General features: G+C 52.6%; 14 protein-coding genes. 11 read left to right on the plus strand and 3 right to left on the minus strand.

Going from position 1 to position 13,968, the window contains the following annotated elements:
* Window positions 1–42: 42 nt before the first annotated feature.
* The 4 genes from F3J28_RS12745 to hpxZ are packed head-to-tail and all read left to right on the plus strand — an operon-like array spanning window position 43 to window position 3,583.
* On the plus strand, window positions 43–1,626 hold the full coding sequence (locus tag F3J28_RS12745) for a gamma-glutamyltransferase family protein (protein ID WP_166876411.1): 1,584 nt from the start codon (window positions 43–45) through the stop codon (window positions 1,624–1,626).
* A gap of 11 nt (window positions 1,627–1,637) precedes the next feature.
* Window positions 1,638–1,826, plus strand: coding sequence for an oxalurate catabolism protein HpxX (hpxX, locus tag F3J28_RS12750; protein WP_166876414.1), 189 nt, complete (start codon window positions 1,638–1,640; stop codon window positions 1,824–1,826).
* Window positions 1,823–3,199: an AtzE family amidohydrolase gene (locus tag F3J28_RS12755; protein WP_166876416.1), complete on the plus strand. Its 1,377-nt coding sequence runs from the start codon at window positions 1,823–1,825 to the stop codon at window positions 3,197–3,199. Before hpxX ends, F3J28_RS12755 begins: the two co-directional genes overlap by 4 nt.
* Entirely contained in the window at window positions 3,200–3,583 is a 384-nt protein-coding gene (gene hpxZ, locus F3J28_RS12760; protein WP_166876419.1) for an oxalurate catabolism protein HpxZ, read from the plus strand.
* 711 nt (window positions 3,584–4,294) lie between these two features.
* Here hpxZ and puuE read toward each other — a convergent pair.
* From puuE to F3J28_RS12775, 3 genes are read right to left on the minus strand one after another with little or no spacing between them, the layout of a single operon-like run.
* Window positions 4,295–5,251: an allantoinase PuuE gene (gene puuE, locus F3J28_RS12765; RefSeq protein ID WP_166876423.1), complete on the minus strand. Its 957-nt coding sequence runs from the start codon at window positions 5,249–5,251 to the stop codon at window positions 4,295–4,297.
* Window positions 5,252–5,268: 17 nt separating this feature from the next.
* Complete coding sequence (locus tag F3J28_RS12770; RefSeq protein WP_166876425.1) at window positions 5,269–6,006, minus strand: aspartate/glutamate racemase family protein; 738 nt, start codon at window positions 6,004–6,006, stop codon at window positions 5,269–5,271.
* 2 nt (window positions 6,007–6,008) lie between these two features.
* Entirely contained in the window at window positions 6,009–6,722 is a 714-nt protein-coding gene (locus tag F3J28_RS12775) for a GntR family transcriptional regulator (RefSeq protein ID WP_166876428.1), read from the minus strand.
* Window positions 6,723–6,865: 143 nt separating this feature from the next.
* On the opposite strand from F3J28_RS12775, the gene F3J28_RS12780 reads away from it, so the two are divergent.
* From F3J28_RS12780 to F3J28_RS12810, 7 genes are all read left to right on the plus strand, one after another.
* Window positions 6,866–8,359 carry an NCS1 family nucleobase:cation symporter-1 gene (locus F3J28_RS12780; RefSeq protein ID WP_166876430.1) on the plus strand — a complete coding sequence of 498 codons (1,494 nt, stop codon included), beginning with the start codon at window positions 6,866–6,868 and terminating at the stop codon, window positions 8,357–8,359.
* 145 nt (window positions 8,360–8,504) lie between these two features.
* The gene (locus tag F3J28_RS12785; RefSeq protein ID WP_166876433.1) at window positions 8,505–9,428 is read left to right on the plus strand and encodes a DMT family transporter; all 924 of its coding nucleotides are present in this window, start codon (window positions 8,505–8,507) and stop codon (window positions 9,426–9,428) included.
* A gap of 682 nt (window positions 9,429–10,110) precedes the next feature.
* Entirely contained in the window at window positions 10,111–10,947 is an 837-nt protein-coding gene (locus F3J28_RS12790) for a winged helix-turn-helix domain-containing protein (RefSeq protein ID WP_166876436.1), read from the plus strand.
* Window positions 10,944–11,399 (plus strand): YqeJ family protein, encoded by a 456-nt coding sequence (locus F3J28_RS12795; protein ID WP_166876438.1) that lies wholly within the window; start codon window positions 10,944–10,946, stop codon window positions 11,397–11,399. Before F3J28_RS12790 ends, F3J28_RS12795 begins: the two co-directional genes overlap by 4 nt.
* Window positions 11,400–11,740: 341 nt before the next feature.
* On the plus strand, window positions 11,741–12,382 hold the full coding sequence (fimZ, locus tag F3J28_RS12800) for a fimbria biosynthesis transcriptional regulator FimZ (RefSeq protein ID WP_166876441.1): 642 nt from the start codon (window positions 11,741–11,743) through the stop codon (window positions 12,380–12,382).
* Window positions 12,383–12,594: 212 nt separating this feature from the next.
* The gene (gene ecpA / locus F3J28_RS12805; protein ID WP_166876444.1) at window positions 12,595–13,188 is read left to right on the plus strand and encodes a common pilus major fimbrillin subunit EcpA; all 594 of its coding nucleotides are present in this window, start codon (window positions 12,595–12,597) and stop codon (window positions 13,186–13,188) included.
* Window positions 13,189–13,256: 68 nt separating this feature from the next.
* Window positions 13,257–13,940 carry an EcpB family pilus assembly chaperone gene (locus F3J28_RS12810; RefSeq protein ID WP_166876446.1) on the plus strand — a complete coding sequence of 228 codons (684 nt, stop codon included), beginning with the start codon at window positions 13,257–13,259 and terminating at the stop codon, window positions 13,938–13,940.
* The last annotated feature ends 28 nt before the right edge of the window (window positions 13,941–13,968 follow it).

The raw sequence follows: 13,968 nt of genomic DNA on the forward strand, positions 1-13,968 counted from the left end.
GACTCCCCTACCCGAGCGGATTTCCTGCAAGAGAAGAAAAATATGCAAAGCAATATGGCCCCCGGAGGCATGGCGGTGACGCCCCATCATCTGGCTTCTGAAAGTGCGCTGTCTGTGCTGCGCCAGGGCGGTGATGCCATTGAAGCGATGGTCGCCGCAGCCGCCACTATCGCGGTGGTTTATCCCCATATGAACGGTATAGGCGGGGATGGATTCTGGCTGATTGTTCCGCCTGAGGGGGAACCTGTGGCCATCGACGCCAGCGGGGCCGCCGGATCGCTGGCGTCACTGGATTTCTACCGGGGAGAACGCGCTATTCCCCATCGCGGCACCCGCGCTGCGTTGACCGTGCCCGGCACGCTGAGCGGCTGGGCAGAAGCACTGAAAGTGTCATTGGAGCTTGGCGGCGGGCAGATGCCGCTTTCCCGCCTGATGGCTGATGCTATTCGCTATGCGGCGGACGGGATCCCGGTCACCGCCTCTCAGGCGAACGCGACGCAAAGCAAATACGCCGAGCTGGTTGATATTCCCGGTTTTGCCGACACGTTCCTGCAGCGTGGTGAAGTGCCCGCGACCGGGAGTCGTTTCACGCAGCCCCGGCTGGCCAGGACCCTGACGCGAATGACCGTAGAAGGCCTGGACAGTTTTTATCGCGGCCCGCTGGCCTCAATCATTGCCGAAGAGCTGGCCGGTCTGGGGATACCGGTCACAGCTGCCGATCTGGCGGCGTGCAGGGCAACTCGTACCAAACCGCTTCGGCTTGAGCACCAGGCCGGGGAAGTTTTTAATCTCGCACCGCCTACGCAAGGGCTGGTCTCGCTGGCGATCCTCGGCATTACCGACCGTCTGTCGATGACAAACGCCAGTGAAGTTCAGACCGTACACCGCATCGTGGAAGCCACTAAAAAAGCCTTTGCGCTGCGCGACACGCACATCACCGACCCGCGCCTGATCGCGACCTCAATACAAAACCTGTTAGATCCCGAGGCGCTGGATCTGCTGGCCGCAAAAATTGATGACCAAAGCGCCGCCCCGTGGGGCAAAGGTAAAGGCCCCGGCGACACGGTCTGGATGGGCGTCATTGACGGGAATGGCCTGGCCGTGTCGTTTATTCAAAGTATTTATCACGAATTCGGCAGCGGAGTTGTGCTGCCCCAAAGCGGCGTGCTGTGGCAAAACCGCGGGGCATCTTTCAGCCTTGATGCAGAGCACCTGCTGGCGCTGGCGCCGGGCAAAAAGCCGTTCCATACCCTGAACCCGGCAGCGGCCAGGCTCGCCGACGGCAGGACGCTGGTTTACGGCTCGATGGGCGGCGACGGGCAACCGCAGACGCAGGCGACAATCTTTACCCGCTATGTGCTGCAGGGCGTCGATTTACAGGAGGCGATTTGCGCCCCGCGCTGGCTGCTTGGCCGCACCTGGGGGCTGATTTCCGACAGCCTTAAGCTTGAAAGCCGCTTTAGCCAGGACACCGTAACCGCACTTGAAGCCCTCGGACACGAGGTAGAAACAGTACCCGCCTTCAGCGAGATCGTCGGCCATGCCGGCGCCATCGTCAGACATACCAATGGCATGCTCGAAGGTGCGTGGGATCCGCGCAGCAACGGCAGCGCCGCAGGCTTTTGAGGAAAATACCAATGAACCAATATTCTTTTGACTGGCAGCACTACATTGCCCTGATGGAGCAACTGCTTGCCGTGCCGCTGACCGATGAGCGCCGTGAAGAGCTGGAATTCCAGCTGGCGCGCATTGCAGCCATGGCTGAACCGCTGATGGCCTTCCCGCTTGCTGACCGCCAGGAAACCGCCGGAGTCTATACATTATGACCACTCTTTCTATCCGACAGATCCAGCAGGGACTGCGGGACAAAGATTTTTCAGCTACCGAACTGGCCAGGCAAACGCTGGCGAAGATTGAGCAGCGAAACCCGCAGCTTAATGCTTTTACGGAAACCACCCAGGATCGTCTTCTGGAGGAGGCGACCTCGGTAGACCAACTGATCGGTCGCGGCAGCCCTTTGCCAGCGCTCGCGGGCGTGCCTTACGCGGTAAAAAATCTTTTCGATATTAAAGGCGTAACAACCCTTTCAGGCGCGGAGCTGTTTGCCGGACAACCCGCGGCATCCCAGGATGCCTTCGCTATTACACAGCTGCAAAAAGCGGGTGGAATGCTCAGCGGGGCGTTGAATATGGATGCCTATGCCTACGGCTTCACCACGGAAAACAGTTATTACGGAGCCACCAAAAACCCGCACGATCTGTCGCGTATTGCGGGCGGCTCGTCCGGCGGCTCAGCGGCAGCTGTCGCCGCGGGCATGGTGAATTTCACTCTTGGTACCGACACCAACGGCTCAATTCGCGTTCCGTCTTCGCTTTGCGGGCTGGTCGGCCTGAAGCCGACTTTTGGTCGCCTGTCGCGCGGCGGCAGCCATCCTTTTGTCGCCAGCCTCGACCATATTGGCCCGCTGGCTCGCAGCGTGGAGGATGTCGCAGCGGTTTACGATGTGCTGCAAGGGTACGACAGTAGCGATCCTTTTCAGACTTCGCGCGCCATTGAGCCGGTTTGCGCAGTGCTTGAGCGTGATACGCCGCTTCGCGTGGCGGTGCTGGAGGGTTTCTTTGAAAGCTGGTGTGACGCGGATGCCAAAGAAGCCGTTAGCCGGGTAGCCAAAGCGCTCCAGGCCACGGAAAAAGTTTCTATGCCGGAAGCCGAACTCGCCCGTTCGGCGGCTTTTTTGCTGACCGCCGCCGAAGGTGGAAATCAGTACCTGCCCGCACTGCGAACCAGTCCTGAGCGCTTCGAACCTAACTCGCGCGAACGCCTGCTGGCGGGGGCCATGACGCCGTCGGCCTGGTACACCCAGGCTCAGCGCTTCCGGGCCTGGTTGCGCGATCGCACGCTGCCGCTGTTTGACCATTTTGATCTGCTTGTTGCCCCCGCCACGCCGTGCTGCGCCACGCTTATCGGGCAGCAAACCATGCATATCAACGGGCAAGATATCCCGGTCAAAGCCAGTATGGGGATCCTGACGCAGCCAATCTCTTTCCTGGGATTACCGGTTGTCAGCGCCCCGCTGGTCGCGGCCAGCGGTTTACCGATTGGCGTGCAATTAATTGCCGCACCGTGGCGGGAAGACGTGTGTTTACAGGCCGCTCGCCGCCTGGAATCTCAGGGTATTTTACAGACGAAGGTAAGTTAAATGATGCGAGATAATATCGACCGCCCGGCCGTTTTAAATGAAGTCACTACGGCATTTTATCGCTACGAGCAGGCGCTGATTACCAATGACGTCGCCGTTCTGGATGAGCTGTTTTGGGAGGATGCTCGCACCGTGCGTTTTGGCGCAACGGAAAACCTTTATGGCATTGAGCAGATCCGCGCTTTCCGCAACGGGCGTTCGCCGAAGGGGCTGGATCGCCAGTTGAGAAATACCGTTATCACCACCTTCAGCGACGACCTCGCGGTAGCGAGCACTGAGTTTACCCGAGAAGGCAGCGATAAGATTGGCCGCCAGATGCAGACCTGGGTCCGGTTTGCCTCAGGCTGGAAGATTGTGGCGGCGCATGTCAGTTTAATGGGGTGATAGTCTGTTTCTTCACCATAAAAATCTTCTGTTTATGAAAGCCCATGTCGTGTTCCGTTCACCTTAAATACCGCTTCATATGTTGCCACCATACAGGTGAACATCTTAGGGGAGTCACCGTCACTCCCCTAAGAACCCGGACTCCCGGCGAAATAAATCGACCGCGTGAGCGGCAGACCTCCGTTTTATCTCCCAGTCCTGGGTCGCCTGAGATGCATTCCCGACGCTCTCAGCCACAACGTCTCGGCTTCTTTTACCCTCACCCTAACCCTCTCCCTGGAAGGGAGAGGGAATAAACAATGTTTCCCGTGGATTTTGTTTTCTCCCTCGCCCCTTTGGGGAGAGGGCTGGGGTGAGGGGAGATTTGTCCCCGGCTCTCATCGCCCCCGGGTATGACCCAACTCAGACGGGGTTGAGCTGTCGGGAACAGCGAAAGAGAGCGATCGTCGGGAACGAATCGCGAACGACCCCGAATGTTTGGGTGATAGCCGGTGGGTTTACCGCTTCTGCGGCGATGAGCTCGCCGGGCGCCAGGGTTGTCAGGGAGATGGCGTTATCTCCCTGACACGTTCACCGTGCTCTGAACGTGCAGGGGAAGCAGAGATACGGGTGAACGGAACAGCAACAAAGTAACAAATATCTCAGAAACGAGCCTCAAAGATATATCTGTATAAAAATGGCATCCACAAAAGAATGGGAGGGCCAATAACATCATTCAACAAAAGGGTGCGTCTTCACCCAATGCTCAGCAATGTCCTGCCTTCTGCAAATCCACACCCCTTCATGTTGCTGCACGTAATCCAGAAAACGCTGCAGCGCCCGGAAGCGGCCCGGTCGCCCTAACAGGCGGCAATGCATGCCGATAGACATCATCTTCGGCGCCGTGTCGCCTTCTTCATACAGTACGTCGAAGCTGTCTTTCAGGTAGGTGTAGAACTGCTCTGCGGTATTGAACCCCTGCGCGGTGGCGAAGCGCATATCATTGGTATCCAGCGTGTACGGCACGATCAGGTGAGGTTTGGTGTTACCGTCTTCGCAGGCCACTTTGCTCCAGAAAGGCAGATCGTCGCCGTAGTAATCGCTGTCGTACAGGATACCGCCGTGCTCAACCACCAGCCTGCGGGTATTAGGGCTGTCGCGCCCGGTGTACCAACCGAGCGGGCGGGAGCCGAACAGATCCTCCAGGATTTCCATCGCCTGATGCAGGTGCTGGCGCTCGGTGGCAACGTCCATATTCTGATAATGGATCCAGCGCCAGCCGTGGCTGACCACGTCGTAGTCAGCGGCTTTGATCGCGGCCACGATCTCCGGGTTGCGGGCCAGCGCCATGGCGACGCCAAACACCGTCAGAGGCAGACCGCGCTTCTGGAATTCATTGTGAATACGCCAGAACCCTGCCCGGGAGCCGTATTCGTACAGGGAGTCCATCGACATATGGCGGTCCGGGAAACTGGCCGCCCCGATGATGTCGGAGAGAAATTGTTCCGAGCCGCTGTCGCCGTGCAGCACGTTGTTTTCCGCCCCTTCTTCAAAGTTCAGGACAAACTGAACCGCAATACGCGCGCCGTTCGGCCACTGCGCATGGGGAGGCTTGCCGGCATAACCGGCGAGATCGCGCGGGTAGTTTTCGGTAAAAGGGTAGCGATTACACTTTTGTTCTTCCGTCATAGTTGGCCTCTTCAACCTTAACCCAGACGAGCAAAAGAGCCGGAAAGCGGCTTTTTATTCGGATAAGCGAGATCGCCAAATTTGCTGGTGCCGATCCCCAGCGTAACCAGCGACTCCACCAGCTTCACCGCCGCGGTGACGCCGTCGATGACCGGGATGCCGATCTCTTCGGTCAGCTCTTTCGCCAGGTTTGCCATGCCGCCGCAGCCCAGCACGATCGCCCCACTGTTGTCTTCTTTTTTGGCCTGAATGCAGCGCTCACGCACCATGCGCTGGGCCAGCCCGGTGCCGTCTTCCAGCGCCAGCACGGGCAGATCGATGGCATGCAGCGCCGCGCAGTGATGCTCGAAGCCGTATTGCCGCAGCAAATGGCGGGCAATGATCACCGTGCGCGGCAGCGTGGTGACAATAGAGAAGCGGGTGGCGACCATCGTGGCCATATGCATGGCCGCTTCGGCAATGCCAATCACCGGCCCGCTGGCTATCTCACGCGCCGCCAGCAGCCCAGGGTCGCCAAAGCAGGCGATGACATGCCCGCTCGCGCCCTGCGCTTTGCCCTGCTGAATTTGTTCCAGCACACCGATGGCCGCAATGGCTTCGTCAAAGTGCCCTTCTATTGACTCCACGCCCTGCTCCGGGCAGGTCGTGAGGATTTGCGTACCGGGAGCCGCAACGCTACGCGCGGCTTCAGCAATGGTGTGCGTCATTGCCTGGCTGGTATTGGGGTTGATCACTTGAATAATAGGCTGGGGCATGGTTATTCCTGTCGGGTGCCAAAGAGGCGGGCGAAGTCTGGGGTGGTTTCACCGCTGCGCTCAAAATGCAGGCTGGAAACAATGTGATCGAAGTGGTGCTGCATCGCCAGGGTCAGCGGTTCAATGTCTTTTTTACGCAGCAGATCGATTAGGTGTTCATGATCGTCACAGCGGCAGCCCCGCTGCCACGGCGCGCCCCAGGCAGCGATCGCCAGCGAGGAGCGGTGCGTCAAACTGGTGACCATTTCCGTCAGCACGGCATTGCCGGAGATAGCCTGCAGCTGAATATGAAACGCCGCTGAAAGGCGGATGGCCGCCGGCCCGTCTCCGTCGCGGTGCGCTTTTTCTTCCTGCTGGATGATTTTACGCAGCGCGGCCAGGTGCGGCGCCTGAAGATGCTCGAGTACATGAGGCAGGTTGGCGCATTCAAGGACGGAGCGGGTCTGGAAGATCGCTTTTGATTCTTCGACGTCTGGCGTGGCCACAAATGCACCACGCCCGGGCAGCATGGTGATCATTTGCACCGTTGCGAGGCGCGTTAAGACTTTACGGACCCCGGTTCGGCTAATGCCAAAAACGTCCGCCAGCGCTTCTTCCGGCAGTTTACTGCCCGGCGGCAGCTGGTGTTCGACCATCGCCGTCATCAGCGATTGCCAGATCACGGCTTCTTTATCATGCAGTTCTGCTGGGGCTGTCACCCCGAAATCACGCTTCATTCACCTCTCCTGTTAGCACCAGGCACTCTTTATTTGTATACAATATCACTGATAATTGAATACAAGAAATGCAAACCTGGCCTGGTTCCTGCAATACCTATGGCAGACGTAATCCATCTTCTGTTTTTATAGGAGCAGATCCCATGCCAGGTATAGAGAACAATGCAGCAGCCATGAAAGAGAGTGCCAACGCCGGCTACAGCCCGCGCCTGTGCAACGATGATCTGGCCCCAACCCGCCACCAGACTTGGTCCTGGTATAATATTTTTTCGTTTTGGATGTCTGATGTACACAGCATGGGCGGCTACGTGGTGGCAGCCAGCTTCTTTACGCTCGGGCTTGCCAGCTGGCAGGTACTGATTTGCCTGCTGGCAGGGATTTGCATCGTGCAGTTTTGTGCCAACCTGGTCGCCAAACCCAGCCAGATGGCGGGCGTGCCTTACGCGGTGATTTGCCGCCAGGCTTTCGGCGTCTTCGGCGCGAATATTCCGGCGGTGATCCGCGGGCTTATCGCCTTCGCCTGGTACGGGATACAAACTTACCTGGCCGCTAACGCATTAATGCTGGTGCTGTTGAAGTTCTGGCCAACGCTTGCGCCGATGACCAGCGTCAGCTTCCTCGGCCTGTCTCAGCTCGGCTGGGTCTGCTTCGGCATTATGTGGGTGCTGCAGGCGATGGTGTTCTGGCACGGGATGAATGCGATTAAGCGCTTTATTGATATCGCGGGCCCCGCCGTATACATCGTGATGATGGCGCTGGCAGGCTGGATCCTGTATCAGACCGGTTTCGATGGGATCTCCTTTACCTTAGCCAGCAAACAGCTTAGCTCCGGCGAGCAGGTGTGGCAGATGATCACCGCTACCGCGCTGGTGGTGTCGTACTTCTCCGGCCCGCTGCTGAACTTCGGCGACTTCTCTCGCTACGGTAAAAGCATGAATGAGATCCGCCGCGGCAACCGCTGGGGTCTGCCGTTTAACTTCCTGCTGTTCTCTATTGTCACCGTGGTGATTGTGTCCGGTACTCAGTCGCTGTTTGGCAAGATGATCACTGACCCGATCGAAACCGTGAGCCATATCGGCAACAGCCTCGCGATGGCGATTGGCCTGCTGACGATGATCACCGCGACTATCGGGATCAATATCGTGGCGAACTTTGTTTCTCCGGCGTTCGACTTCTCTAACTGCTCCCCGCAGAAGATCAGCTTCCGTGCGGGTGGGATGATCGCCGCGGTGGGTTCTGTGCTGCTGACGCCGTGGAACCTGTTCCAGTCCCCGGAACTTATCCACTACACGCTGGATGTGCTGGGCTCGTTCATTGGGCCGCTGTTCGGCATCCTGCTGGCGGACTTCTACCTGGTGAAAGGCGGTAAAATTCACGTCGACGATCTGTTTAACGACACGCCGAAAGGCCGCTACTGGTACAGCCACGGCTTTAACCCGAAAGCGATCATCGCCCTGGTACCTTCGGTTGCCGTCTGCCTGACTATCAGCTTTATTCCTTCCCTGCATGAAGTCGCCAACTTCAGCTGGTTTATCGGCGTGTTCCTCGGCCTGAGCTGCTACCGCTGGCTGGCTCGTAGCGAAAAAGTCAGCGTTGCTGCCGGTTTTGCTGGCCGCGTCGCCACCTCCAAAGAGTAAACATTGAGGCCTGGGCCCGAAGGAGTTCAGGCTTTTTCATTTCCAGACATACTCTTTTTCTCTCTGAGACGACGGCTGACTCGGCGCGAGTGATATATTCTCTCTTCGCCCTTTCCAGCAAAATCCCGTGTCAAAGGAGAGTCCCTTGCTCAGCAGTAAGAAGTCGGCCACTGAGGCTGCCCCCCATAAGCCGTCCGCCTGGTATGTTTTGCTCCTGTTCACCATTCCGCCGCTGCTTTGGGCGTGTAATTACATCGTCGGCAAAGCCGTTCGCAACGATATTCCCCCGGTAGGGCTCACCTTTATGCGCTGGCTGGTGGCACTCATTGTGATCCTGCCGTTTGCGCTGCCTTATATAAAAAGAGACTTTCGTCGCTACCGGGAGTATCTGGGCTGGATTGTCGCCGTCTCGGTGACGGGGATCGTCTGCTTTAGCCTGCTGGTGTATATCGGCCTGCACCACACTTCGAGCACCAACGCGCTGTTGCTTAACTCCTGTATACCGGTGCTGATTATGCTGTTTGGCGCGCTGTTTTTTGGGCATAAGCTCAGCGTTAAACAAGTGGTGGGCCTGGCAATTTCCTGCTGCGGTGTGCTGTTTATTATCTTTAAGGGCGATATCCACGGGCTGCTGCAAATGGCGTTTTCATCGGGTGACCTGATGCTGCTGGCGGCCATGGCCTGTTTTGCGCTGTATACGCTGTGGATCCGAAAAATTCCTTCCGATATTAGCCGCATCGGGCTGCTGGGTGTTCAGGTGGCTATCGCGCTGGTGGTGACTCTGCCGCTGTGGCTGCATGAAATGAGCACCGGCGCTGTGCCACACTGGAATACCATGACGATTTCAGCGGTCGTGTTCCTCGGCGCATTTCCCTCTTTTGTTTCCTACCTGCTGTACGGGCGCTGCGTGGAAGCCGTAGGTGCCGCACGGGCCGGGCTTAGCATTCACCTGATCCCAGTCTTCGGCGTGGTGCTGTCACTGGTGTTTCTCGGCGAAACGCTGCATCTTTTCCATATCATCGGGATTGCGACTATTTTGATCGGCGTGGCGTTGGCCAGCAGGCAGTAAATCCTCTCCGGGGGAAGCCCCTGTTCTAAAATAAGCCACATCTCTGTAGCCGCTGAGAAACCAGCAGAGCCTGAGCCAGCAATGACTCAGGCTTTTTGAACCGAGGCATCTGTCCCCTTCTCAGGGCAAACGCTTAAACTCAGCATTACCATTTTCCCCAACAGACACAGCATGAGACACCTGATCAAAGGTGCCGTAATGTTAAAATTCGATCGATTCAATAAGTATTGAACAATAAGCCAGGCGCTGCATGGCAGCCTTTCATGTGAAAATGAGCCTCCCTTGAGAAAAATACCGGCCTATTCTCCTACTACAAGATGCCCAAAAAGACGCAGAGACCATATTGCGGAGAACAAATATAGTAGGATAAAACCTCTTGATTCGTGAGCCCAATGGTCACGAGTTCGGATATTTACGTATAAATTCATTCACATAAATCGTTGTTGAGATTTATTCTTAACTGGAAAAACAAACAACCACAAATAAAATAGGTTATTAAAGTATCTAAGCTTCATTTATTATCTAAATAATTAAGCATCTGTTTAGATAATGAATATCTTTCCATAACCACATTTTAAATAAGCATATCTCCTTATAAAGAAGGAAATTAAAATCCTACTAAAAATATTTTTTTGTATCCAAATTAAACAAACAATATAAAGGTCGTTCAAAGGGATATAGCATGATAGTTTTCCTTATCGAGAATAATATAGAATTTAGACCCGGCGACAGAACGCTTCGAGGGCAAAATAAAGAAGTGAAGCTTCACTCTTCGTCGGTACACTGCCTGGAGTTGCTGATCGAGCGCCAGGGGGACGTCGTTGACCATGAGTCCTTGCATGATTTTGCCTGGCGGCGATTTGGGATGGAGGTTGGGTCCAACGCGCTCTACCAAAGCATCTCTACGCTGCGCAAAGCATTCTCAGTCTGTGGCGGCGAGGAAGCGTTTATTCGCACGGTCCCACGGCGGGGCTTTATGCTCCCTCAAAAAATCCTCGTTTCCAGCCAGAGCCTGGGGCCAGACCCTACGGACAAAAAGGCAGCGGAAGATGTGCAAAATGAAAATTTACAGCTGCGTATAGAGAGTGCCAGTGATAATACGTCTGAACGAAATGAACAGCAGAAAGACAACGTTGGTCCACAGATAAAAAACACATTATCTATTTTAGATAATGTGAAAATGAAAACGTTGTCTGGGAAAAATCATTTTTTGATTATTGGGTTCTTTGTGTTTTCCTGCTGTCTTGCTGCGCTCTATTCACTGCTATTGTCAGTCCCAACAGATTACCCCAAACGGCTCCAATATAATGGCTGCGACTTTCGTAGCAATGAAGCTTCAGATGACGATATGATTGAAGACATCACCTTAAAATTGAATATAAAGTGTAGCACGCGAAAACACTTATACGTCACTTCATATCAGGAGGGGAGTGTTATTTCCGTCATTCAGTGCGCAAGACCAATAACATTCTTTTCACATCCAAACTGCATTTCTACTTATTACACAGAAAAGCCATGAAAAAATTACTTATTATATCTGTCTGTTTTCTGCTCATCGCCACACCGGTATTCCTCTATTTTTTCTATCAGGAACAATCGATCAGCTGCACAAACAGTATCACACTGGTAAAAGAAGGTGGAAAACTCTCTCTGACCACCGGACAAAAGATGAGTAAAGGGAAAGGGATGGTCACGCTGGTGGGTACGCTCTACAGGAAAGATGGTTCCAGGGCCCATATCAGCAGGAAAGTTTTGTTTGATTATCACTATAGATACGATTTCATGATTGCCAAATCGATGTCAGTTAATGTTTTGTCTCAAAATAATGTATCCAATGAGGAAACGAAACAGTGGATTTCCGAGTTCTTTATCAAACCTGGGGCCGAAATCTCACTTGTTTTTAACAGAGTCGGCCTAAACACCTGGCTAATTTTCACAACTCCGGTTCCACTCAGCCTTTGTGAAAAATAGCAACAACCGCAACAATTGATCCAGATCAATTATATGAATATTTACCAGATACTGGATCAATGCTTTATATCAAAATATCCCACATCATCTCATGGATACATTTTTGATACAAAAACAAAACCTCAAGATAACAACATAACTTACTGATTTTAAATCACAAAAATGACAAAATGAGTTCTCATCAATTCTCATGAGAAAAGAGAATATTACTTCATTAGTCAATCTTCACTCCTCGACGTATTCTACTCCCCAGAAACAGCAGCATCAGAAATCAATAAACAGATAGAGTTCACCCGATATTACAGAGGTCTACCATTATATAGATAAGGTTAGTGAATAACATGACTACAGCATCTGTGATTATTATGGACTCGTACCCTATTATCAGAATGTCACTGGAGATGTTACTTAGAGAAATAGATGACATTGATGTCGTTTTAAAAACAGATGAAAGCAGGCTCACGATTGGTTATCTGAGAGAAAAACCTGTTGATCTCGTTATTACAGACATTGATCTCCCGGGTACAGATGGGCTTAGTTTACTTAAAAAAATAAAGAAAACACAAAAAGAAACAAAGGTTCTTTTTTTATCTTCAAAACCAGAAGAGTTTTACGCTATGAGAGCCCTTCAGGAAGGTGCCAGTGGCTTTATAAGTAAAGATAAAGAAGAAAAAGAAATATTGAATGCCGTGAATGCACTTCTTTCCGGATATCTTTTTTTCTCTTCTAACCTTACCGCCGCGCTTACGCAAACGTCAGGAAAGAGAGATGCACAATCGATACAGAGAGATACGCCTTTATCCAATAGAGAAGTAATGGTGACAAGACTATTGCTTAAAGGATTGTCAAACAAAAAGATTGGAGAGCAGCTGGCCTTGAGTAATAAGACCATCAGCGCTCACAAATACAATATATTTCAGAAATTAAACATTAGCTCAATATTTGAGCTCATGGATTATGCCAAAGAAAAGAAACTGATTTAAAGATATGTCTCAGCATCATTGATGAGAACTTCCTTTAGATGATTTTCAAATCAATGATAATAATCCAGACAATACACTTTTAGAACCAGAGTCATTAGCAGTCAGAGCTAAGTTCACCACTCTATTTTTTCCGCGTGGCGTATGCATGCGCCACCACCCCGTACTTTACAAAATCGTATTGTGCGCATTTTAAATATATAAGGAACATTAGCATGAATAAATTAGCTATCAGCGTTATTGCCATCGCCGTATTGGGTTCTGCCAGCATGGCAAATGCCGCCACCCGTACCGCCACGGCGAGCGCTTCCTGGGATGCAAAAGCGATCAAAGACACCCACAGTATGCTGGTTGTCACGCCGATCAAATCGCTGACTTTTAACTATGCCGAAGGACTGGATCGTTTTAACAGCCAGGACGGAGCTTTTGATATCACCATCGCCGGTCAGTCTGGTGCAAGTGACTTCAAACTGACGTCAAAAATTATCTCCAACACGCTGACTCGCAGCAGCGACCAGTCTGCACTAACCGTTGGCGTACAGTGGAATGGCGCCGACCTTTCGGCCTCTACACCTACCGTACTGGTCGATACGTCCAAAGGTGTTAGCGCCGGTTTAGCCGCGCTCGCTCAATCCAGCGCCTATGCAAACTCTGGCCGTACCAGCGCGCAAGGGGTATTTGCTTTTAACATCGCTAAAGCGACCAAAGCAGGCACTGATACCGCGGTTAAAGATCTGGCCGATGGCTACTGGGATGGCAACGTAAATATCGAATTTACCGCCGCATGGGATGGCGAATTCACCAGCTAATCTCGGTGGGCCCGCAACGAGACCATCAATACTTACCCCAGGATTTTCCTGGGGTTTAAGGAGATAACATGAATAAATTATTAATGTCTGTTTTAATCCCCATCGCACTTTATTGTTCTTCTGCTAACGCGATTAATGTAGGAGCCATTACATCAATAATGCCTCCTGAAAAAGATGTCATACCTAAAGAGGTTATTAATAACGTTAACGATGCCAGATTTGTGAGTCTAAAAATAGAGCGCATATCTTCCCCACTGGAAGGGGGAGAAGTTATTGCCATGGAAAATAAAAAGGAGATCATGGCGACCCCCGCTAATTTAATTCTTCCGGGGAATGGCAAAGATGTTTTCAGAATTTTTTACACCGGCCCTAAAGATGACAAAGAACGTTACTATCACATGGTCTGGCAGGACAACCCGGTTGCAGAAGATGGCTCAACAAAGTCAAAAAAATCAGCTTCAGCAACAACTTCTGCCACCATCAGTACGATTTTGGTTGTCGCTCCCAGAAAGGAGAAATTCGCTCATGAATACCGCAACGGCGTGGTTTACAACAAAGGTAACAGCACCTTCCGCGTCGTTGCCATGGGGCCCTGTAAAACACCGCAAACAAAAGAAGAAGCTTCCCAGGGATGCCGTGAACGTTATTACGTAATGCCTTCTATGGGCGTAAAACTTAAATTTGTTGACACCCATAACCCAAAGTCAAGCGTGGGCATTTGGCATCATAAAGACTTTATTAATGTCAAATAAAAACACTCATTAATTACCTGAGTCTTTA

The organism is Enterobacter sp. Ap-1006, from assembly GCF_011752835.1.
Classification (GTDB): domain Bacteria; phylum Pseudomonadota; class Gammaproteobacteria; order Enterobacterales; family Enterobacteriaceae; genus Cedecea.

Coding starts and splice junctions, on each gene's coding strand:
- F3J28_RS12810 (WP_166876446.1), top strand. CDS start 13,257: ATGAATAAATTATTAATGTCTGTTTTAATCCCCATCGCACTTTATTGT.
- ecpA (WP_166876444.1), top strand. CDS start 12,595: ATGAATAAATTAGCTATCAGCGTTATTGCCATCGCCGTATTGGGTTCT.
- F3J28_RS12780 (WP_166876430.1), top strand. CDS start 6,866: ATGCCAGGTATAGAGAACAATGCAGCAGCCATGAAAGAGAGTGCCAAC.
- F3J28_RS12745 (WP_166876411.1), top strand. CDS start 43: ATGCAAAGCAATATGGCCCCCGGAGGCATGGCGGTGACGCCCCATCAT.
- puuE (WP_166876423.1), bottom strand. CDS start 5,251: ATGACGGAAGAACAAAAGTGTAATCGCTACCCTTTTACCGAAAACTAC.
- F3J28_RS12755 (WP_166876416.1), top strand. CDS start 1,823: ATGACCACTCTTTCTATCCGACAGATCCAGCAGGGACTGCGGGACAAA.
- F3J28_RS12775 (WP_166876428.1), bottom strand. CDS start 6,722: ATGAAGCGTGATTTCGGGGTGACAGCCCCAGCAGAACTGCATGATAAA.
- F3J28_RS12770 (WP_166876425.1), bottom strand. CDS start 6,006: ATGCCCCAGCCTATTATTCAAGTGATCAACCCCAATACCAGCCAGGCA.
- F3J28_RS12790 (WP_166876436.1), top strand. CDS start 10,111: ATGATAGTTTTCCTTATCGAGAATAATATAGAATTTAGACCCGGCGAC.
- hpxX (WP_166876414.1), top strand. CDS start 1,638: ATGAACCAATATTCTTTTGACTGGCAGCACTACATTGCCCTGATGGAG.
- F3J28_RS12795 (WP_166876438.1), top strand. CDS start 10,944: ATGAAAAAATTACTTATTATATCTGTCTGTTTTCTGCTCATCGCCACA.
- fimZ (WP_166876441.1), top strand. CDS start 11,741: ATGACTACAGCATCTGTGATTATTATGGACTCGTACCCTATTATCAGA.
- hpxZ (WP_166876419.1), top strand. CDS start 3,200: ATGATGCGAGATAATATCGACCGCCCGGCCGTTTTAAATGAAGTCACT.